The sequence below is a fragment of the Thalassotalea atypica genome (assembly GCF_030295975.1).
Classification (GTDB): Bacteria; Pseudomonadota; Gammaproteobacteria; order Enterobacterales; family Alteromonadaceae; genus Thalassotalea_F; species Thalassotalea_F atypica.
Genome location: NZ_AP027364.1, coordinates 3,798,351 through 3,820,499, shown reverse-complemented (window position 1 = coordinate 3,820,499; position 22,149 = coordinate 3,798,351). Strand labels below are relative to the sequence as shown.

Annotated in this window: 14 protein-coding genes and 1 tRNA gene; 8 read left to right on the top strand and 7 right to left on the bottom strand. The window is 40.0% G+C overall.

Going from position 1 to position 22,149, the window contains the following annotated elements; translation table 11 throughout:
* The first annotated feature begins 9 nt into the window (after positions 1 to 9).
* On the top strand, positions 10 to 1,026 hold the full coding sequence (hemH, locus tag QUE03_RS17230) for a ferrochelatase (protein WP_286263193.1): 1,017 nt from the start codon (positions 10 to 12) through the stop codon (positions 1,024 to 1,026).
* Positions 1,027 to 1,174: 148 nt separating this feature from the next.
* Here the strand turns inward: hemH and QUE03_RS17225 are convergent, their stop codons facing one another.
* The 4 genes from QUE03_RS17225 to pepA all read right to left on the bottom strand — a co-directional run bounded on the left by QUE03_RS17225 (position 1,175) and on the right by pepA (position 6,558).
* Positions 1,175 to 1,384 carry a cold-shock protein gene (locus QUE03_RS17225; protein ID WP_286263192.1) on the bottom strand — a complete coding sequence of 70 codons (210 nt, stop codon included), beginning with the start codon at positions 1,382 to 1,384 and terminating at the stop codon, positions 1,175 to 1,177.
* A gap of 316 nt (positions 1,385 to 1,700) precedes the next feature.
* Entirely contained in the window at positions 1,701 to 4,556 is a 2,856-nt protein-coding gene (locus QUE03_RS17220; protein WP_286263191.1) for a valine--tRNA ligase, read from the bottom strand.
* A gap of 11 nt (positions 4,557 to 4,567) precedes the next feature.
* Entirely contained in the window at positions 4,568 to 5,044 is a 477-nt protein-coding gene (locus QUE03_RS17215; protein WP_286263190.1) for a DNA polymerase III subunit chi, read from the bottom strand.
* A 5-nt stretch (positions 5,045 to 5,049) separates the two neighbouring features.
* Positions 5,050 to 6,558 (bottom strand): leucyl aminopeptidase, encoded by a 1,509-nt coding sequence (pepA, locus tag QUE03_RS17210; RefSeq protein WP_286263189.1) that lies wholly within the window; start codon positions 6,556 to 6,558, stop codon positions 5,050 to 5,052.
* Between the two features lie 274 nt (positions 6,559 to 6,832).
* Here pepA and lptF point away from each other — a divergent pair, with 274 nt between their 5' ends.
* Positions 6,833 to 7,966 carry an LPS export ABC transporter permease LptF gene (gene lptF / locus QUE03_RS17205; protein WP_286263188.1) on the top strand — a complete coding sequence of 378 codons (1,134 nt, stop codon included), beginning with the start codon at positions 6,833 to 6,835 and terminating at the stop codon, positions 7,964 to 7,966.
* On the top strand, positions 7,963 to 9,033 hold the full coding sequence (gene lptG, locus QUE03_RS17200; protein ID WP_286267900.1) for an LPS export ABC transporter permease LptG: 1,071 nt from the start codon (positions 7,963 to 7,965) through the stop codon (positions 9,031 to 9,033). Before lptF ends, lptG begins: the two co-directional genes overlap by 4 nt.
* Before the next feature lie 21 nt (positions 9,034 to 9,054).
* Here the strand turns inward: lptG and QUE03_RS17195 are convergent, their stop codons facing one another.
* Positions 9,055 to 9,564, bottom strand: a complete 510-nt coding sequence (locus QUE03_RS17195) for an RDD family protein (RefSeq protein ID WP_286263187.1) — start codon at positions 9,562 to 9,564, stop codon at positions 9,055 to 9,057.
* Positions 9,565 to 9,667: 103 nt separating this feature from the next.
* On the opposite strand from QUE03_RS17195, the gene QUE03_RS17190 reads away from it, so the two are divergent.
* The 4 genes from QUE03_RS17190 (at position 9,668) to QUE03_RS17175 (ending at position 17,277) form a co-directional block, all read left to right on the top strand.
* Positions 9,668 to 10,063 (top strand): hypothetical protein, encoded by a 396-nt coding sequence (locus tag QUE03_RS17190; protein ID WP_286263186.1) that lies wholly within the window; start codon positions 9,668 to 9,670, stop codon positions 10,061 to 10,063.
* A 131-nt stretch (positions 10,064 to 10,194) separates the two neighbouring features.
* Positions 10,195 to 10,279 (top strand) — tRNA-Leu (locus tag QUE03_RS17185).
* A 743-nt stretch (positions 10,280 to 11,022) separates the two neighbouring features.
* Positions 11,023 to 13,908, top strand: coding sequence for a TonB-dependent receptor domain-containing protein (locus QUE03_RS17180; protein ID WP_286263185.1), 2,886 nt, complete (start codon positions 11,023 to 11,025; stop codon positions 13,906 to 13,908).
* 540 nt (positions 13,909 to 14,448) lie between these two features.
* A complete protein-coding gene (locus QUE03_RS17175; RefSeq protein ID WP_286263184.1) occupies positions 14,449 to 17,277 on the top strand; it encodes an exo-alpha-sialidase in 2,829 nt (942 codons plus the stop codon).
* A gap of 146 nt (positions 17,278 to 17,423) precedes the next feature.
* On the opposite strand, the gene QUE03_RS17170 is transcribed toward QUE03_RS17175, so the two are convergent.
* On the bottom strand, positions 17,424 to 17,918 hold the full coding sequence (locus QUE03_RS17170; RefSeq protein ID WP_434019794.1) for a hypothetical protein: 495 nt from the start codon (positions 17,916 to 17,918) through the stop codon (positions 17,424 to 17,426).
* Positions 17,919 to 18,237: 319 nt separating this feature from the next.
* Complete coding sequence (locus QUE03_RS17165; protein ID WP_286263183.1) at positions 18,238 to 18,780, bottom strand: pilus assembly FimT family protein; 543 nt, start codon at positions 18,778 to 18,780, stop codon at positions 18,238 to 18,240.
* Positions 18,781 to 19,439: 659 nt separating this feature from the next.
* On the opposite strand from QUE03_RS17165, the gene QUE03_RS17160 reads away from it, so the two are divergent.
* Positions 19,440 to 22,145 (top strand): hypothetical protein, encoded by a 2,706-nt coding sequence (locus QUE03_RS17160; RefSeq protein ID WP_286263182.1) that lies wholly within the window; start codon positions 19,440 to 19,442, stop codon positions 22,143 to 22,145.
* Positions 22,146 to 22,149: the final 4 nt, after the last annotated feature.

The window sequence follows — 22,149 nt, the reverse complement described above, 5'->3', positions numbered from 1 at the left end:
TCATTTAGTATGTCTCGCTTTAACGGTATTGACCAATCTGTTCATAATTCCAAGGCTAAAACTGGGGTATTGCTCACCAATTTAGGTACCCCATCTGAGCCAACCGCCGGCGCTTTACGGACCTATTTACGGGAGTTTTTATCTGATCCTCGTGTGGTCGAAATCCCTCGTTTTATTTGGATGATAATTCTTCATGGCATTATTTTGCGAATTAGACCAGCGAAGTCAGCGAAGTTGTATCAAAGCATATGGACGGATCAAGGCTCCCCTTTATTGGCCATCAGTGAGCAACAAACGGAAAAGGTACGAAAGAAAATTACAAGTAAGTATGGTGATACTGTGATCGTTGATTTAGCCATGCGTTATGGTGAGCCATCTATTGCGAAGGCATTGAAAAACTTTCAACAGCAAGGTGTCAACAATATTATCGTATTGCCACTCTATCCCCAATATGCAGGACCGACTACAGGCTCAACATTTGATGCGATAACTGATGAGTTAAAGACTTGGCGTTGGATACCTAGTTTACATTTCCTCAGTAGCTATCATGACGATGCTATGTATATCAAAGCTCTGGTTAATAGCATCAGCGAACACTTTGCTGAATTTGGTCAACCAAAAAAGTTAGTTTTTTCTTATCATGGCATGCCGAAATTATTTCACAGCCAAGGCGACCCGTATTATTGTTTTTGCGTTAAGACAACACGACTTGTAATAGAGCAATTAGGATTAGCTGACGAAGACTATGTCATGACTTTTCAATCGCGTTTTGGTAAGGCTGAATGGTTGAAGCCATATACAGACGCAACCTTAGCATCATTGCCCGAACAGGGCGTGAAGGACGTCGCAATTATTAGTCCTGCGTTTAGTGCTGACTGTTTAGAAACTTTGGAAGAACTAGAGTCCGAAAATCGTGAAATATTCATTGAGGCAGGTGGAGAGAGCTATCGTTATATTCCTGCACTTAACTCAAGAGATGACCATATAGAGGCTATCAGTGGGCTTGTTCAGCGCGTAATAGATTAGCGTGTAGTTATCTGGATGTACAACTTGATGGTTAACTAGGCTCACAGCCTAATTAGAATTTGCGGAGCGTACGCGTAAGGTTTACTTGAATTTCAGGCATAAAAAAAGCAGCTATTAGGCTGCTCTTTAGAATCTTTAAAGCGTTAAATTAAGAAGCGATTACGTTTTCAGCTTCTGGGCCTTTTTGACCTTGTTTAACGTTGAAAGTTACAGCTTGACCGTCAGTTAAAGTACGGAAACCTGAACCTGTGATAGCGCTGAAATGAACGAAAACGTCTGGGCCGTTTTCTTGCTCGATGAAACCAAAACCTTTGCTTTCGTTAAAAAATTTTACTTTACCAGTTACTTGCTCTGACATACCATTTCTCCGGAGTCATTAATAAAAAAAAGTGGCTATAATTAGCCGTTCACGGAGTAAATGCCCTCTACCCAAAAGTACAGACAGAGGAAGGTATCCAATAACACTAGCGCGTCAGGTGAACCAACTAAACTTCAGGTAGTCAATTTAAACCTTCATCCGAAACGCAAAAACTCAACGCGGACATAGTCTAACATAGTGATTTCTATTTTTCTCTAAAAAATTAGAAAGTTTTTATGATAAATATATGACAGGTAATTAAAAGCCCGTCATATAAAGGATGACGGGCTTTTAATGCGTTCAAAAAATAGACAAATTATAATGCTTCAATTTGTACTTTTTGCTCAACCATTTTTTCTAACCGTGATTCTGCGTCACTAAGCTTAGCTTTTTCTTTTTCAATAACTGCTGCTGGTGCTTTACTGACAAAACTTTCGTTACTTAGCTTGCCTTGCGTGCGCTTAACATCTTGCGTTAACTTATCAATGGCCTTACTCAGACGCGCAATCTCCGCATCCTTATCAATAAGACCCGCCATTGGGATTAAAACGGTCAAGTTGCCGATCACCGCAGATGCCGAAGCAGGACCTTCTTCCTGTTCACTAAGAACTTGAATGGACTCAAGCTTGGCAAGAGCACTAATGAACTGCGTATTCTCGTCTAAGCGGCGTTGATCTTCTAAATTGACGTTCTTAAGTAATACAGGGAGTGGTTTGCTCGGCGCAATGTCCATTTCTCCGCGGATATTGCGGATTGCAACAATAAACGCTTTCACCCACTCCAAATCGCTTTGTGCTTCTTTATCCACTTTACGCTCATCGTATTGTGGATAGCTTTGCAGCATAATGCTGTCACCTGCCGGCTTAAAACTCGTTAGCGGTACAACACGCTGCCATATAGTTTCGGTGATATACGGCATGATTGGATGCATCAAGCGCAATAAACCTTCTAACACATTAACCAAGGTATGACGGGTTCCGCGTTGCTCTGCCTCATTACCCTTAAACAATACTGGCTTAGTCAATTCCAAATACCAATCACAAAATTGATTCCAGGTAAATTCGTAAAGTGCCTGTGATGCTAGGTCAAAACGATAGCTGGCAAACGTTTCATGAACTGTCTTAACCGTTTCTTCAAATTGAGCGATGATCCAGCGATCAGCCAATGACAGTGTCATTTCGCTGCCGTTTTTTCCGCAATCAGCTTCTTCGGTGTTCATCAACACATAACGACTAGCGTTCCACAGCTTGTTACAGAAGTTACGATAGCCATCAAGACGCTTCATATCCCAATTAACGTCACGACCTGTAGAAGCAAGGGCACTTAAGGTGAATCTAAGGGCGTCAGTACCGTGGGCTTCAATGCCATCAGGAAACTCTTTCTTGGTTGCTTTGGCTATTTTGGCTGCAAGCTTTGGTTGCATCATGTTACCAGTACGCTTTTCAAGTAAGTCATCTAGCGATATGCCATCAATCATATCCAACGGATCAATAACATTTCCCTTAGATTTGGACATTTTATCGCCGCTTTCATCACGAATAAGACCGGTAACGTATACCTGTTTAAACGGTACTTGTGGTTTGCCGTTTTCATCTTTGACGAAGTGCATGGTCATCATGATCATGCGAGCAACCCAGAAGAAAATGATGTCGAAACCCGTCACCAAAACGTCTGTTGCATGGAAATCTTTCAGCTCAGGCGTCTTCTCTGGCCAACCTAAGGTAGAAAATGTCCATAATGCAGACGAGAACCAAGTATCAAGTACATCGTTGTCTTGACGTAATTCAATTGAATCAGACAATTTATTTTCGCTGCGTACTTCCGCTTCGTCACGACCAACATAGACGTTGCCTTCATTGTCATACCAAGCAGGGATGCGATGACCCCACCACAATTGACGAGAGATACACCAGTCTTGAATATCACGCATCCATGCAAAATACATGTTTTCGTACTGTTTAGGCACAAATTCAATATCACCGTTTTCAACAGCCTCAATAGCTGGTTGGGCAAGTTTTTCAACTCTAACGTACCATTGATCAGTTAATAAAGGCTCAATAATTACACCAGAGCGGTCACCGTAGGGCGCCACTAAATCGTGATCCTTTATGCTTTCAAGCAAACCAAGTTCGTCGAACTTAGCAACAATAGCTTTGCGTGCGGCAAAGCGATCTAGGCCAACAAACTCCTCCGGTAATGACGGATCGAACTCTTGAGATTCTTCACCTTTAGTGTCAAATACTTGTGCCTGTTTTAAAATCGCAGCATCTTTATCAAAGATGTTGATCATCGACAAACCGCAACGCTTACCGACTTCATTATCATTGAAATCATGTGCCGGTGTGATTTTTACACAACCCGTGCCTTTTTCCATGTCGGCATGTTCATCACCAACGATTGGAATAAGACGGTTTACTAAGGGCAATAACACGTGCTGACCGATAAGGTCTTTATAGCGCTCATCATTTGGATTAACGGCTACGCCTGTATCACCTAACATGGTTTCAGGTCGTGTTGTCGCTACAACTAAGTGATCTTGACCGTCAGCTGTTTTTGCACCGTTAGCCAGTGGGTAGCGTAATTGCCACATGTGGCCTTTTTTGTCTTTATTCTCAACTTCTAAATCTGAAATTGCGGTATGCAATTTCGGGTCCCAGTTAACTAGACGTTTACCGCGATAGATTAAATCTTCTTTAAACAGTCGAACGAATACTTCTTGAACGGCGTTACTTAAGCCATCATCCATGGTGAAGCGTTCACGAGACCAATCAATAGAATTACCCAAGCGTCGCATTTGCTGGCCAATATTGCCGCCTGACTCTGCTTTCCATTCCCAAATCTTGTCAATAAACGCATCACGTCCGTAATCATGGCGTGTTTTATCTTCTTCTGCTCCAATTTTACGCTCAACCACCATTTGTGTGGCGATACCTGCGTGATCGGTTCCTGATTGCCACAAGGTCTTTTTACCTTGCATGCGTTGGTAACGAATCAAGGTATCCATGATTGTTTGTTGGAAGGCATGTCCCATATGAAGACTGCCAGTGACATTAGGTGGCGGAATAGCAATACAGTAGCCGTCGCCATCGCCTGTTGGGCTAAAATAGCCTTTTTCTTCCCAGCTGTTATACAGCGTCTGTTCTATGTCAGAGGGGTTAAATGTTTTTTCCATCGGAGTGTTACTTAACTAGTGGTTGATAAAGTAGATAATTGAGTGCTGTCAATTTTTAGGCCAGTGGGATTAAACCCCCATTGCTTACAAGCTGTCCAGCGGGCGCGTGCCTGCATTTTTTCTGCTTCATTGTTTGGCACAAAGTCTACAAAATGTGAAAATTGTCCAACAAAATTAGGTACTGTGTTGGTTAAATTAATGAGAATGGGTCGACGGCCTTTCGGTGCTTGCCAACCAATCTCTACCATCGCGCCTTGCTTTGGGCCTTCACCTACTAAATTGTGAGGCACAAAGCTGTCAGCGTCAAAAGCCCATAACAATTCATCAATTTCATGAGCTTGTTCTTGGCTACTAACATAAATAAAGACGCGTTGGTTTTGTCGGTAATACTGCGCAGCTTGCATACAGGCGTAGTGTAGGTGTGAACTATCACTGCTGCCTTCTGGCATTATATGAAAAATTGCCTGTATGTTTGCCGCTGATTGCATCTTGCTTATTCGCCTTGCTCAGCGCCAGCGCGGTTCAGTAAAAACTGCGTTAGCATGCTTACCGGACGACCTGTAGAGCCTTTATCTTTGCCGCCACTGCGCCACGCTGTACCTGCAATATCTAAATGAGCCCAATGGTATTTTTTGGTAAATTTAGACAGGAACGCTGCTGCAGTAATAGTGCCCGCCGCACGGCCACCTAGGTTTGTAAAATCAGCAAACGGACTTTCAAGTTGTTCGTGGTACTCATCCCAAATAGGTAAACGCCACGCTCTATCACCACTTTGTTCTGAGGCATTAAGAAGTTCATGTGCTAGTGGGTTATGCGTACTTAATAAGCCCGAAGCGTGCTTACCTAATGCTACAACGCACGCACCTGTTAATGTTGCAACATCAATGACGGCTTCTGGATCAAAACGTTCAACGTAGGTAAGGGCGTCACAAAGTACCAAACGACCTTCTGCGTCAGTATTAAGGACTTCTACGGTTTGACCTGACATCGTGGTCAAGATATCGCCTGGGCGATATGCATTAGCATCAGGCATATTTTCACAGCCCGCTAATACACAGATGACATTGATTGGTAAGTTTAGCTCTGCCAATGAATGCATTGCACCCAAAACACTGGCGGCACCACCCATGTCATATTTCATTTCGTCCATCGCTTCACCGGGTTTAAGTGAAATACCACCTGAATCGAATGTAAGACCTTTACCAATAATCACTATAGGTGCTGAGTCATCTTTTACACCGTTGTACTTCATAACGCTCATCAAAGATTCATTAACTGAACCGCGGCCAACAGCTAGGTATGATCCCATACCCAACTCTTCCATTTCCTTCTCGCCAATGATTTCAGTGGTGATGGTTTCGTAATCATTTTCAAGAATTTTAGCTTGTTCAGCCAAGTAGGCAGGGTTACAAATATTTGGTGGCATATTCGCCACATTTTTACAGGTAGTGATACCTTCAGAAACTGCTAAACCGTGGGCAATAGCGCGTTCTCCAATAGGTAATTCACGACGAGTTGGGACATTAAATACAATTTTACGTAAAGGGCGGCGAGGCTCTTCTTTACGGGTTTTCAAACTATTGAAGCTGTATAGACAATCTTGAGTTGCTTCTACTGCTTGACGCACTTTCCAATATGTATCACGACCTTTTACATGTAACTCAGATAAGAAACACACGGCTTCCATTGAACCAGTTTCATTTAAGGTGTTAATTGTTTTGCTGATGATTTGACGGTATTGGCGCTCGTCTAATTCTCGCTCTTTGCCGCAACCAACAAGTAAAACGCGTTCACTGAGAATGTTTGGCACATGATGTAGCAATAACATCTGCCCCGACTTTCCTTCTAAATCACCACGGCGAAGTAAGTTACTGATGTAACCTTCGCTAATTTCATCCAGCTGCTCGGCAATTGACGATAAACGACGAGGTTCGAAAACACCTACAACGATACATGCACTGCGTTGCTTTTCTGGACTGCCACTTTTTACACTGAACTCCATGAGCTCTCCTACGGACTTTAATTGTGCATAAATGCAATTTAATAGTGCTCTGATCGGTGACCAACTGTTAATTAACTTGATAAAATCTATAATTAACAGATAAGGTTACTATGAATTTGATAGAGCTAAGGGCTATAATTATAGCCGCATTCATCAAGTTTACTATGCACAACTTGATTAATTACTATTATAGAAATAGCAAGTTTACTTAAAAATTGTGCAGATGTCAGAAAAAAACTAAGTTTTTACTGTTAAAAATAACCCTGGGGCTTAAGTGATTATATTTCGTTATTTATTAAAGGAAGTTGCCAAAACACAATTGGCTGTTTTCTTTGTATTAATGACCATTTTTATTAGTCAAAAATTTGTTCGTGTGCTGGATGATGCGTCCGAAGGCGGTATCCCAGGGCACTTAGTCATGATTTTCATTGGTTTGAAAATGCCTGATTTGGCTGGCATGTTATTACCATTGAGTTTGTTTCTTGGAGTCTTACTCGCTTATGGCAGAGTATATGCTGATAGTGAGATGACTGTACTTCACGCTTGTGGAGTCAGCGAATGGTATGTGGTTCGCGTTACCTTGATTTTAAGTTTTGTGACCGCGATTTTTACCGGAATTTTTACTTTGTATTTAGCTCCCATGGCGGCGGAATATGAATATCAAGTCAAAGAACAAATAGCGGCTGACTCAGGTATTAGTGCCATGATTGCAGGGCGCTTTCAAAAAACAGGTAACAAAAAAGCGGTCGTTTTTATCCACGATAAAAATCGAGATAATAATTCCTTAGAAAAGGTATTTGTAGCGCAGTTACCGGATGAAAATGGTACGGCAGAAAGCGTTATTAACTCAAGCCTAGTGTATGCGGAAGAAGGGCGTGTGGTCGAGGAAGAGTCAGGCTCTCAACGTCTAGTGCTGGAAAAAGGCACGCGTTATCAAAGTGATATTAAAAGTGGTGAGTTTCGCTCTGTGGCCTTTGATAAATATCATATCCAAATTCAAGATCAAAAAGTAGAACACAAGCGCAGAAAGATAAGCGCTGTTGCTACAGAAGATTTAATCGGGGATGCAAACGAAGATGCACAAGCGGCTATCCAATGGCGTTTGGCTTTTCCTCTTGCTTGTCTGATTTTAACCTTTGTTGCGGTGCCTTTAAGTGTTGTTAACCCAAGACAAGGGAAGTTTGCCAAGATGCTACCTGCATTATTACTATTCTTGGCCTATTTTTTATTATTGACTGCGATGCGCTCTGGCGTAGAAGGTAAGGCATTGCCGTTTTATGTCGGTTTGTGGCCAGTGCATATCGTTGCCTTGGTGTTAGGGATTAGCTTGTTGTTGAAAAACCGCAGCAGTGGTTTAAAAATTAAAGCGAAGCTACCTAAGCGCAGCCGTAAAGCAGGAGCAGCATAATGCGCATAATTGATGCATACATTGGTCGCATAATTGCTTCGACAACTTTTATCACCTTAGCTGTTTTTGTCAGTGTTTCTGGCATCATTAAATTTGTTGAGCAAATGGGGGATGTCGGTCGTGGTGACTATGATTTATCACACGCTGCACTTTACATTCTTTATTACATCCCACGAGATGTTGAAATATTTTTCCCGATGGCGGCGCTTATCGGTGGTCTTATTGGCATTGGCATGCTGGCCAGTAACTCTGAACTGGTCGTGATGCAAGCAGCGGGGCTGTCTAAGCTTGATATTATTCGCTCGGTAATGAAAACCGCAGTGATTTTGATTCTGATCAGTATGGCTGTTGGCGAGTGGCTGGGTCCTGTTGGAGAAGCCAAGGCGCGAGAAGTTAGGGCACAAGCCATCTCAGGTGGTAGTTTAATTTCTTCTAAAAATGGGGTTTGGGCCAAAGACGGAGATTACTTTGTTCATATCACCGAAGTGGAAGATCAAGGCACGCTGAATAAGGTGCAAATTTATCGTTTTGATGAACAGTTGAAGTTAGAGAGTTGGCTCTTTGCGGAAAGTGCAACATACAATAATAATGCCTGGCAACTCCAAAATGTTAAAGATACATTTATTTTTAATAACCAAATTCAAGAACGTAAGCATGAACAGATGGCCTGGACGTCCAGCCTTACCCCCGAAAAACTTGGTGTAGTGACGGTTAAACCTGAGTCCTTATCGGTTACGGGTTTGGTTAGTTATTTGGATTACCTAGAAACCAATCAACAGGACAATAGCCGTTATTTGTTGGCTTTTTGGCGAAAAATTGCGCAGCCTTTTACCGTTGCTGTGATGTTATTGATGGCACTTTCATTTATCTTTGGTCCGTTACGCTCTGTTTCTATGGGCGCACGTATTATGATGGGCGTTTTGACAGGGTTGTTATTTCATATCTCTAACCAAGTGTTTGGCTCGTTGAGTTTGGTTTACCAGCTACCACCGATATTTGGTGCAATCATGCCCAGTGTGATATTTATCGCTATTGCGATGTATTTCATCAATAAAAGGGCGACTTGACGCCCTCTACTGTGTGATAAATTAATTAACCCAATGTTTGCCTTTGTTGGCTTCAAGCGATAACACAACCACTTCAGTGCTTGTTAGCCTGTCCTGAAGACTGAGTTTGTTTTTGCGATCAAAAATCACTAATAAATTGCCTAAACCGAATGCGGTAGGTAACAGCCTTTTAAGGCCTGTTGTTTTACTAATTAAACTGCCGTCTTGGTTTTGCAAGCGTAAACGCCATGCCTTCATGCCCAATGTTTGCCCACTTCGTGCCCAAAAATAAACAAAGAAATAAGCCACCCAGGCTAGGTTCCAAGTGTAAATAAGTGCGCTGTAAAGCAACGAGTTTTGTTGCACGTCGATAAGATGTTGCTGATCGTTCACGATGACAAGCCCTGTATTAGCGGCTAAAGCAAATAAGCCAAAGCCAAAGGCACCTGCCACCATATACACTGCAATGGCTAACAGCAAATCGTAAACCCAAGACGCAAAACGTCGCACAAAACCTGACCGTGGAAATTGGCTATATTCAGTTGAAGACATCAAACAATACTCGAAAAAATTTGCGCTAGTCTATCAAAGCCGATATAAAACGTTAAGCAGTAGCCCTTTTCTTTTTCTTGCTGTTTTCAAGGAAAGTACAATATTGGATAACTTATTTCCCATACATGGTGGCTGTGATATTCACATAGAAGGTAATATCATGATCATAGATGCGTCAGGTCCATGGAATATGGAGTATTTCACACAGTTGCATCTGTCTTTAAACGAAGCCGCTAAGAATATTAATATTAAGCACTACGGTGTATTGCTCAGGCTATCAGGGCAAGCCATTGCCGTAGAAGGCGGTTTAGAAATACATAGCAAGTTCGTTAGTAAATCAAATGTCAAAGCAATGGCATTGGATTTTTCTTGCTGTGAATCGTCGCCAATATCTAAAAAGCTGTTTACGAAAGCCTATAATTTAGCGAACATTCATTTTGAAATATTCGATAATGGTGATGATGCAAAAGAGTGGTTGGTCGATGCATTATCACCTTAGGCAATTATATAGCATAAAAATTAAGCAAACACTCTTCATTCGCTAAACTATACAGATAAAACTGTTGATTGACGTTTCAATTCTCGTATAATGCCAATCACTTCAAGCAAGCTTGCTTTTAGTCATGTGTCGCCGGAGTGGTGGAATTGGTAGACACGACGGATTCAAAATCCGTTGCTTTCGAGCGTGACGGTTCAAGTCCGTCCTCCGGTACCATATAAAGACCTTGTTTATACAAGGTTTTTTTATGTCTAAAATTTAGTACCAATATTTCTCAATTACTTTACAAAGTCATGTAGACCCTACACAAAATACCATTCACAGTATATTTTCCGTTTATATCTTATTAGTTGTTTTTGCTTCTGCCAAGGTAGCCATTCTCCTCTTTAATCAGTTGTTCAATGTTGTTAGGTGTATTAATAATGTCGTTAGTGACAGAGCCGTATATCCTCTCTATTAATCGATATATCAAATAGATAATGAGCAGACCTAAAAGTATATAGGGTATGAAATAGCACAATAGGGCTATATGTTCTGGAGCACTGTTTTCATGGAGCTGTTGAGCATACTTATTATATTAACGGAAAACATACCTGCCTTGTTCAGGGAAAATAAAAAGTTTCTACCGGTATCATAAACTGTAATTCAGGGCTATGAAGTGTTCAGCTTATGTCATCATTTCTACGGCAATAAAATACGAATTACCTTTATTTTAGCGTCACAGAAAGGAAGGCATAGCCACTCCTCAACACCAATCTCGATACATTTTTAATTCGCCAAATGCTGCTCAACTGAATTCTTTAATATTAAACCCTTCGTAAGTTTCTGTAATTATTATGCTTTTTATTTATCAAATAAACACGTTGTGAGCAGTATGATGGTGTGATAGGTTAACTGTGTGACACGGGAGGTTGGTGTCCATACTCAAAAATAAAAACGTGTATATAAGAAGGGAAGTCATGAAAACCAATAAAAAAATATTCCATAAAAAGGCATTATCTATTTGTATTGCTGCGTTGCTTAGTCCAACAGTAATGGCTGCGGAAGACATAAAAGAAATTGAACGCATTCAAGTTACGGGATCAAATATATTCAAAGGTAGTGCAAACTTTACGTCATCATCACCTATCACAGAAATCGGCAAAGAAGCCATAGAAGGTATTGGTGCTATCTCTGTTGGCGATGCATTGAGCAATGTACCATCGGTTACCTCGCAGATGAATGGTTCATCTGGCAACGTATCTGTTGGCGGTGGCGCGGGCGATGTTGGTGTTGCAACAGCAGCTTTACGTAATTTAGGGCAAGAGCGTACGTTAGTATTAGTTAATGGTCGTCGTTATGTTTCAGGAGTATCGGCTAACAATGGCTACGGCGTTGATTTAAACTCAATCCCTACAGCAATTATAGAACGAGTTGATGTATTAACCGGTGGTCAATCTGCTATTTATGGCTCGGATGCAGTTGCTGGTGTTATTAATATTATTACTAAAAAAGAATTTGAAGGCTTTGAAGTCAATGCTATGGGATCAAGTGCCGATAAAGGTGCTGAGAAAACTAACATTGACTTTACCTACGGTAAAAACTTTGATGCTGGAAATGCTTGGATTTCTGCTGGTTTTTCAAAACAAGACTCGCTTATGTCAAGGGACAGAGACTTCGCGGCTAATGAATTGAGATTCCTTGATACTACGGGTGATGGTTTAAGAGACTCACTTGCTGTGCGCAATGGCCCTAACCATGTAGACGGTGCATTTCTTGGTTATGGAGACGTGAATATTTTCGGTAATGGTGACGCGTTTAATACAAATCAACCATTACTTGATAGTAATTATAATCGTATCGGTACTACTGATTTTGATAACCAACATGCTGGCCGTACTATAGTTACACCATATGAACGCTTTACTATTGCAACAGGTATTAGTTTTGATATTTCTGATAACTCTAGTGCTGAGTTTGAAGTTAACTATGCATCAACAACGGCATCAACAGCGATAGAAGAAGCGCCAATTGATGTGAATGGTAACCTCTTTAGAACAGGAGCTGGTGGTACTAACCCCATAGATGTCGCGACAAGTCCATACTTTGTCGGAAGTAGTGCAGGTGCACAGCTTGTTGCTGCAATGAATGCTAATGATGGTGATACTAGCCTTTCTAATGTAAGAACTAACCGACGTTTATGGGAATTTGGTGAACGTGGAGTTAATAACAGTCGCGATACTTTCCGTGTTGCTGGTAGTTATAGCTACATTTTAGATAACGATATGGAATGGAAGACTAGCGGAACTTACGGTGTTACTAATTCATCATACGTTATGACAGGTGAAACATTTTTGCCTCATATGCGTGAAGCGGTAACTATTGAGCCTGATGGTAATGGTGGTTATCAGTGTGCTAATGAACTTGCTAGAATTGAAGGCTGTATACCAGTAAACCCATTTAGCACGGAAGATAGCTTAGCTGGCCAAGCCGGTATTGTAGGCTTCTCTGAAGAAGCAATGGAATATATTCAAATTGATGCAAGCCAAATTGCAAAAGTTGAGCAAACAGTTATCACTAGCGTTCTTTCTGGTGAGTTAGACTTCGCTGATATGGGCTTTGCTGTTGGTATTGAATACAGAAAAGAAGAAGCTATAGAAACGCCGGATAGTTTCCGTCAAATGGGTCTAGCGCGGGGGCCTGCAGTTCAGGCTATCAAAGGTGATTTTGATGTTGCAGAAGCCTTTGGTGAGCTATATATACCAGTAGCAGACTGGTTAAACGTAAGTTTGGCGGGTCGTGTTGCTGATTACTCTACTGTTGGTACAACCTTTACTTACCGTTTAGGTCTTGATGCACCAGTTAATGATTGGTTGTTTTTACGTACCGAAGTATCAAGTTCAGTGCGTGCGCCTAATATTAGTAACTTATTCGCATCTGGCGCAACCTCTGTAGGGCCTACAACGACTGATGCTTGTAATGGCGCAACAGATACAGGCTCTAGCAATATCGATGTAAACTGTGCTTCTATTGACGCAATTGCTAAGCGTATGGCTGCAAATGGTGGTGTGTATGAGCTAGGGGGCTCTGAGCTTAATAATACTCAGGTTAAAAAGACCGGCTCTGTAGAGTTACAAGAAGAAACAGCTAACTCATTTACACTAGGAGCAGTATTTACGCCATTAGATAACGTGTCTATTTCAATTGATTATTATGATATTGAAATAGAAGATGGTATCGCTACAGTAAGTGCCCCTATTTTTGTTGAGCGATGTCATGAAGTTGCTCCTAGTAGCTTTGATGCAACATGTGGTGGAAACTTGACCAGAGATGTTAATCAAGGTCCAATTTTATTTTTAACTACCACACCAATTAACGCCGACACAATCTCTACAAACGGTATTGATCTTAAAGTAGCTTATTCACCAATAGATGAATTATCGTTAAACTTGAATGCTAACTTTTTAGGTGATTACACCCAAGAAACTGTTGGCGGGGTTGAAGAGTTTGCAGGTCGTCCACAGTTCCCTGAAATAAACCTTACGGCGAATGCTTCGTATGATATTACTGAAGACTTTAATCTTTTTGCTCAGTTAACCTATCGCAGCGAAACAGAAGCATATCTTGATGCTGATAACGGTGGTTACACAGAAGACTTAAATACCATGGATGCTGTAATGTATTTAGATATGACTGCTAGTTATCAAATGATGGATTCGTTAAATGTTTATGTTGGTGCAAACAACTTATTTGACGAGCAACCTGATATCTTAGTACGTGGTGCTTCTATAGGTACTAATACTGAGCCAAGAGCTTATGACGTGGTAGGTCGTACAATATTCGCTGGATTAAAATTAACTTTTTAATCCTAGAATTTAAACTATGCCTTACCTCTGTTAATGAGTAGGATGCATTTAAAACGATAAAAAAGCCTAGTCTGTATTTGATTAGGCTTTTTTATATGTTTCGTCTTTCATTATATTCCATATTTCATAAATTATTTTTTTTGCTAAACCTTTGATTTAAGAGGTTCCCAAAATACCTTTTAATAATCCAATAACCATTTTTATCGTGCTCATGCGCTTTATAACGTGACTTCTATTGTTACTCGTTTCTTTTGTATTGAGCACTGTAACAATATTACTCATTGCACTACCCACCGAAAATTTTTACAAATTAACTAACTATAATTAGCTGTTAAGTCATTACGTAGTGACGCTGTTATACCGAAATATCTTGTATGTTTTTTGTTCACATGTTCTTATGTTGGTGTAATAGGTTGATATGTAATAGCTTGTATATATGTTATTTCAACGTATTGATACTGCTTATTTAAACGCCAGTTACATTAGCACTAGCTAACTAAGTGCTTTCAAAACAAATGGAATAAAAAGGATAATTTTATTATGAGAAGAATAGTTAAAGCATGTGGTGTTTTACTCACATCATGCAGTTTTATATGGAGTACAGCTTATGCTGATATTGTTATCGTCAGTTATGACGCTAGTGCATCAACAGCGCCAACAGTACAAGGCTGGACTGATTTTAGTAATCAACAAGCCCAAGGAACGTTAGTGCAAGACTTAGGCTCAGAAAGTTGGAAGGCCGATGGAACGTCTGGACGTGCGCAATGGAGTTATGTGCCCAGCAGCCAAAATAACATAGAAGCCACCACAAGTGGTTGGAAAATGACTTGGACAAGTAGAATAGCTTCTGGTGCTTACATTACTGATTATTATTCAAATGGTTCATTACGCTTCCTCCCCATATTAAGCGTCAATGCTGCTGGCGATTTGATGGTATCACTTGAGGGCGGCGGTAATCATACATTAGTTAGTGGCACAGGTAGTGATGCTTATCATGATTATGCGGTTGAATTTGACGCGAGTACTAATTTAGCTACTTTTAGCTTTGATGGTGTTGTCATCGATTCAGCATGGAGTGGGTCGTCAAGTGGACAGAACATCATTGCATGGGGAAATGGCTCTACAGGCATTGATGGTATTGCGCACTACAAGAATATCTCCTTTGAAATTCTTACCCCAGCTGCACTTTCCCCCTTAGCACAATGGGATACTTCAAGTTTAACATTTGATGGAAACGGCCAGTATTCAGCGGTAGATGGCGATTTACCTTTAGTGGAAAATCTAGCACAAGGTAGTATTTACACTCATTTTAAAGCAAGTGGTACAACTGCTACATTATTTAGTGTCTCGGATTCATCTAACGACTCAAGTGAATTTGCGTTAGTAATTAATGGTGACGGAACATTACGTGTTCATGCTCGTAATAATGGCTCTTTTGTAAATGACTCAAAAACCATCACCACCTACAATGATAATCAAGAACATAAAGCCCTGATAATGGTAAATAGTGAAGGTACAAAAATATATGTTGATGGTAGCCTTGCGTTTACTAGTGCAGATACCAGCTTTATTAATACAGTATCCTCGTTAAATTCTATGAATATTGGCCGTAACTATGACTTGAATGGGGGGCAGTGGTATTTCAATGGCAATATTTATGATACTCGCGTTTATGCTAATGTGATGACTAATGATCAGGCTGAAGATTTAACAACACTATCTACAATTGTAGCAAGTTTTGATAGCGCTATAGATACCGATCCGGTAAATGTGGGTTGGATCAATGATTCTGCCGACTCAGGAAGTGGCAGTATCGTTACTGATCAAGGTCAACCTGCATGGCAAGCCAATGGAACTGGCGGGCGAGCAGAATGGGAAGTTACTCCTTCGTTGCAAGTAAATACTGATGCAGCCAATTTAGGCTGGAAAATGACAACAACGAGCCGAGTAGTATCGGGGAGTTCAATCACTGATTATTACGCAAATGGTTTGCAACGCTTTTTAATCTCATTAAGCATTAACGGTAATGGTGATTTAGTTGCAAACTTAGAAGGTGGATCTTCACATACCTTAGTTAGTACTACAGGTGCCGACCAATACCATACATATGAAACATCTTTTGATGTAGCAACAGGGCTTGCTACTTTCAGCTTTGATGGAACAGATATTGAAACATGGTCGGGCTCCGCTAGCAGTCAAAATGTTATTGTTTGGGGGAATGGTTCGTCAGGTACGAATGGTATTGCTAATTATCGAGAAGTAAGCTTCGAAACCTTTGGTACAGGGCCTGCTATTTTTGAAAGTATTGTTTTTCAAGGCGGTCAAGAAGGTGTTGACGGTACAAGTAATTATCGTATTCCAGCAATGGTTCAATCAGGAGATGGTACTTTACTTGCCTTCATTGAAGGTCGACCTAGCGGTGCCGATCCAGGGCAAGCAGGTCAAATTAACATTTCGTTAAAGCGTTCAATTGATAATGGGAGAAACTGGTTACCAGTACAGGTGCTTCATGAAGACTCTGCTTATGATTATTCAGATCCTCGTCCTTTTGTTGATAAAGCAACGAATACGGTTTATGTATTCTATGTTCAATGGCCTGATTTGTGTGCGCAAAATGGTAATTGTGTTGGACCAGAAGACGACAACTTTTTGTTCTATCGTGCAAGTACCGACAATGGTGTTACTTGGGGCGCTCCTGTAGATGTTACTTCGCAAGTCAAAGATCCAACTTGGCGCTCTATTAATCCAGGCCCTGGACAAGGTATTCAATTACAATGGCAAACAACCGGACAAGGTAATAATAATGGCCGTATGATTTTCCCTGCTATTATCCGCGCCGGTAATTCGAACTTTTATGTTGCTACTATATTTAGTGATGATGGTGGCATAACATGGGAAAAAGGTAGTTTTACACCTGTATCCGGTCCAACTGAAGCTGATATGGTTGAATTAACTGATGGCTCATTACTGTTATCAGCTCGAAATGACGGTGGCGCTTCGGGTACGCGTTATCACTTCTTAAGTACTGATGGTGGTGAAACATGGGTACAAACTACCCATGATCTTGCAGTATCTAAAGTAGATCTAGGTATGACGCGCTATTCAGCCGTTCGTTCAGGAGATAGTGAAAATCGCATTCTTGTATCTGGCCCTATGGGAACATCGTCAGGCCCTAACCGTAGTAACTTAGCTATTTGGTCAAGTTTTGATGAAGGTGTGAGTTTTGGTACGCCGCATCAGCTTGTTTATGGTTTTACAGCATATTCAGATATTATTAAATTAGATGATGGTTCAATAGGTATTATCTATGAAGCGACGGGCAATACATTGCTTAAATTCATGAACTTTGAATTGAGTGAGATTCAATAATAGTTAATAAGTAGTAATTATTTTAATGAGTTATCAATGTTACTTAGTTGATAACTCATGTTGAATTGACCAGACTAACCAAGAAAACGTCTAGGATATTTTGAACCGTTCAAAGAGCCGATTAAAGGTGTACTTTACAATTATTTTTATTGCCCATTTAAAATGTAGTTTCTATGTTCTTCGTTCGCTTTTTTAATGAAGCCATTACTTTCAAAGTTTGCTAATTTTTCACTAATTAATGGAATTAAATTAACGTGTTTTTTATGTAAATAATTATAGCCGTAATAAATCGGAAATGGGTACTCTACTCTGATAATATTTTTTGTTGATTCGGTGTGTTTTATATTGCGTATTGCGTTTGTAAAAGCGGCTTCACTCATTGCAATCGCATCTAAACGTTTAGTTATTAGCATATTGATTAATTGTTGATAAGAGGTTGCTTTAAAAAGTGAAAAATTTTTAAAAATATTTTCAAGGGGGGTATTGCCTTTTTTTATGCCTAGGGATTTAGTATTAATTTCTTGAGGGGACTTCAAAGTACTACCTGAGAGCATATAAAGAGCATAGGTATTAATGCAAATTGGGGTAGGTATACGGACCAAGCTTGAATAATACTCGTCAAGCCCAGCAATTCTATTCATTACGCCGTCAAGATGCCCCCTATTTGCCTCCACTAACGCTCTTTGTGCTGGTATTTCATGAAATATGAGTTGGTAGCCTATCTCACTGTATGCTTTTGTTAGGATAGTGGCTGCACATGAGCCTTCAATATTGGAAGTTGAGATGGAAATCGACAGAGCATCTCCTGCTGCATATGCCGTAGGTAAAAAGAATAATATTAAGCAAATAGTGCTTTTAGTGAGTTTTTTTTTATCAAAGCATACATTATATTTTTAAGTCTCTTTGTGAAATACGATTGACACTATAGTTTGAGTAATTTGTAAAACTGACTATCACTTATTAACAATCACTCGCTTCAATATTAACTATCGGCTTCTCTGGATTATCAGATTCCGGATTTTCATAGAGCACATGACATTTAAAATTGACACTTTTTTGGTCATAATCTGCAGTAAAGAAAATATAAATTTGATTGTTCGCTGATGATTTATCTGTGAAAAATATAGCTGCATTTCTGTTATTATTAGCAGTATTTCGATCAACAACATCGATATCCAACCAAGCTTTTACCTGTGTATTAATCTCTACAAAGCTATCACTGCCATGCACAGATGGATACCCATTATAAAGTGATATGTCTGTCCCATTAAATTGGATCACACCCGAGTCATTATTTTGACCATCAATTACGGCTTGAGAGTGTATTAATTGAAGACCACTTCTCATTGCCCCTGCTATAGCTTCGAGGTTAGCCGCTTTAGCATCTTTGGTTAGGTCCATAAATTTGGGGGCCGCTGTGGCAGCCAATATACCCAGTATAACAATAACTACAACTAACTCTATTAGAGTAAAACCGCTATTTTTTGAATTTGCTGGCATCATATGATATTTAATTTAAGGACAAGCTCTTTAGTATAGATACTATTAAATATCGCTCACGATTTCACTATATTGAATAATAGTTTATGACACATGAAGCTTACAATCGGTTAATTTCAACGTCTTCAATAATCAAGCCTATAGTTCCATGGACTCCCCATCTTAACTGGATATTGCCAGTTTGATTAATCGGTACAGTTATTTCAATATAACCACTTGGTATGCTACTCCTTTAGTAAGCCTGAGGCCATGCATTTACCCATCCACTGCCATTGTTATAATCTAATGTAGCGGCAATCGATATCATCACTGTATAGGTGATTCTATGGATCTAATAAATACCCTCTAAATCATACCAACCTATCACGCCATCACCTAGTTGTACAACATGTTTTGCTGAATATATTTATATGATGCAATTAATAAGCGCTGTTTTCTTTATTCGTTTTTGTAATTTTCAAGTGGCTATCATATACGCACATGCATCATGGTTACTGTTAGTGCGACTGTTCTTTGTATTATTGTGTGATTATTTATCTTTATGCTTGAATGAATAATTGCGCAATCGTGTGATTGCATGATTGTGTGACTGTATGATAGGTTGGTGATGTATAAAAAAGCAACAATAATGTCTTGTTGAAATTATAACTAGAGGGGGAATTATGACTTATCGCAATCTTTCTTGCGTATTAGCTGGTTTGCTAATCAGTAATGCTGCATTGGCTAATGTATATGATTTAGATTACTCTGCAAATTCTGGCAATGGTGATCCGACCTCCCAAGGTTGGACTAGTAATACAAGCTCCAATGGCAGCGGTAATCTTGTTACTGATTATGGAACGCAAGCATGGCAAGCGAATGGTAATAATGGTAGAGCTTCGTGGCGAAAAGCTAATTTAAGTGCAGCGTTTAACGCTGAGGCTGCGGCGAATGGTTGGCAGTTGTCTTATACTGCTCGTGTTGTTTCGGGTGATTATTTAACCAACTATTATAGTAATGGCAGTGTTCGTTTTTTGCCTGTTGTTTCTCTTGATACTAATAATAACTTACAAGTTAAAATTGATGGTGTGATATATCCTTTAACAAATACTGGTAAAGGTGATGTTGGGTATAATAATTATCAAATTTTTTATGATCCTGATAGCCAACAAGCAATCTTTTATTTTAATAACAAGCCTATTGCGACGTGGTCTGGTGATGTATCAAATCAAAACCAAATTCAATGGGGTAATGGCAGCTCGTCAATAGCAGGCTTGGCAAATTATCGTAGCGTTCATTTTAGTATTTATGATCCTATAAGTATTATTGAGACCGATAATTACAGTCAGGTATCTGAAAAAGATATTAGTACTAGCGATAGTTATCAAGTAGTTTTAAGAAAACAACCTACTGATACAGTGACTGTTGTCGTTGACCCTGCAGCGGGTACTGCTCCTGCAGACAAGCTCAACATTGGAGCAGGAAATGGTGTAAGTAGCGCTTTAATCTTTACCACATCAAATTGGGATCAGCCTCAAACGGTTGCTATAAATGCGGTACAGGATACACGTACGCCGAATGTTACTGAAGGTGTAGTTATTTCTAATATAGTTTCAAGTACTGATACTGCATACGATGGTTTAAGTAAGAATATCCGTGTGAATGTTGTTGAGAATGACTATAGAGATCCAACGCCAAACCTTCCTATTTTTGATATGGATAGTCAGCTTCTCAATTCTTTAGTTTATATTGACTTGCTTGACGGTGAATATTTAGGCCAACCTGATAGCGCGTTAATGTTAGATAATACAACAATGATTGTTGGATACCCTGAAGGTCATGGCAAGCCAAATACAATAGTGCAACGAAGCACTGATGCCGGCTATACATGGAATGGTCGATTAGCGGGTACACCCAGTAATTTTATTGATTCGACAGTCACAGCCCCCACTATACATGCATTAACCGATCATTTAGGTGTTGAACGAGTTATGTTGCTGAGAACTGAGCGTTCACCATGGAATATGGAGGTCGCATATTCAGATGATAAAGGGTTAACGTGGAGTGCATTTGATAGTCAATACCCTCAATTTTCTGATAGAACTCCTGGGGGAACAACGGGTTTTTCACCACCTAAGTCATTGGTTGAAAAGCGTGATGTAAATGGTTTACCTATTCCGGGTAAATACCTTCTAGGTTGGTCTGCGCATTTAAATGGCTATTCAGGTGTTCGGGGTATGTATACCGGTATTACGCATGATGGTGGATTACATTGGGATATACCTAAGCAAATTGATACTTACAACCCGTACCCTGATGCTAATTATGATGAATCGGCGACCATTGATTCACCAGATCATAGTAAAATGGTACGTATTATAAGAACCAATGTGTCACAACCAAGTTCGTTAATTATGTACAGTGAAGATGCAGGAGAAACTTGGTCATCCCCTGCCGAAGCACACCCGTCTCTTTCTGGAGATAGGCACGCTTTTCATTATGCTCCTGATGGACGTTTATTAGTTTTTTTCCGTGATGAAAACGATCAACAACCCACAGTCGCTCACGGTGACCCTGTATTATGGGTCGGTACATTTGATGACATAATTAATCATAGGCCGGGGCAATACAAAATTCGCTTGATTGATAATAAAGCATCAGGTAATGAAACAGGTTACGGTACGATTCATTCACTACCTGACAATACTATAGTTGTAAATACTTATGTTGATGTGCGTGCAAATGGGGTAAAAGATCCCGATGTAGTGAGTATGCACTTTACCATGGCAGATTTAGACTTAGCAGCACAGGGGACTGCTTTAAATGGTGTTGTTACGAGTTATGATTATGATGCAAGTATAGGTACTTCACCGGTTACTGAAACGTGGATTGATAATACAAGTGGCTCAGCTACTGGTAGTATTATCACTGACTTAAATGCTAATAGTTGGCAGGCTAACGGTACTAATGGCCGAGCAGCATGGCGACAATTACCATCTCAAGAAACCGTTGATGAAGCTAATATTCAAGGTTGGACGTTAACCAGTAATATGCGAGTAACATCAGGCGATCAACACACTACTTTTTATAGTGATGGCGTTAAAAGATTTTTACCTATTATTTCATTAAATGGAAATAATGATTTGATTGCCTCTTTAGAAGGGGGGGGAACATATACACTTGTGAGCGCTACAGGAAATAGTGCATATCATGACTATAAAATAGACTATACGCCTGGTAGCGGTGCAACATTTAGTGTTGACGGTGTTGTTATTGAAGCAAATTGGAATGGCTCGCCTAATAGTAGTAGGTTGCTACAGTTTGGAAATTCATCTTCAAACACTGATGGTGTGTCAAACTTCAGAACGGTAGAATTTAATATCAAATAAGACC

What these genes read in the sequence shown, in the direction of transcription:
- hemH (WP_286263193.1), top strand. Translation starts at nt 10, where the DNA reads ATGTCTCGCTTTAACGGTATTGACCAATCTGTTCATAATTCCAAGGCT.
- QUE03_RS17225 (WP_286263192.1), bottom strand. Translation starts at nt 1,384, where the DNA reads ATGTCAGAGCAAGTAACTGGTAAAGTAAAATTTTTTAACGAAAGCAAA.
- QUE03_RS17220 (WP_286263191.1), bottom strand. Translation starts at nt 4,556, where the DNA reads ATGGAAAAAACATTTAACCCCTCTGACATAGAACAGACGCTGTATAAC.
- QUE03_RS17215 (WP_286263190.1), bottom strand. Translation starts at nt 5,044, where the DNA reads ATGCAATCAGCGGCAAACATACAGGCAATTTTTCATATAATGCCAGAA.
- pepA (WP_286263189.1), bottom strand. Translation starts at nt 6,558, where the DNA reads ATGGAGTTCAGTGTAAAAAGTGGCAGTCCAGAAAAGCAACGCAGTGCA.
- QUE03_RS17195 (WP_286263187.1), bottom strand. Translation starts at nt 9,564, where the DNA reads ATGTCTTCAACTGAATATAGCCAATTTCCACGGTCAGGTTTTGTGCGA.
- QUE03_RS17180 (WP_286263185.1), top strand. Translation starts at nt 11,023, where the DNA reads ATGAAAACCAATAAAAAAATATTCCATAAAAAGGCATTATCTATTTGT.
- QUE03_RS17175 (WP_286263184.1), top strand. Translation starts at nt 14,449, where the DNA reads ATGAGAAGAATAGTTAAAGCATGTGGTGTTTTACTCACATCATGCAGT.
- QUE03_RS17170 (WP_434019794.1), bottom strand. Translation starts at nt 17,918, where the DNA reads ATGAATAGAATTGCTGGGCTTGACGAGTATTATTCAAGCTTGGTCCGT.
- QUE03_RS17165 (WP_286263183.1), bottom strand. Translation starts at nt 18,780, where the DNA reads ATGATGCCAGCAAATTCAAAAAATAGCGGTTTTACTCTAATAGAGTTA.
- QUE03_RS17160 (WP_286263182.1), top strand. Translation starts at nt 19,440, where the DNA reads ATGACTTATCGCAATCTTTCTTGCGTATTAGCTGGTTTGCTAATCAGT.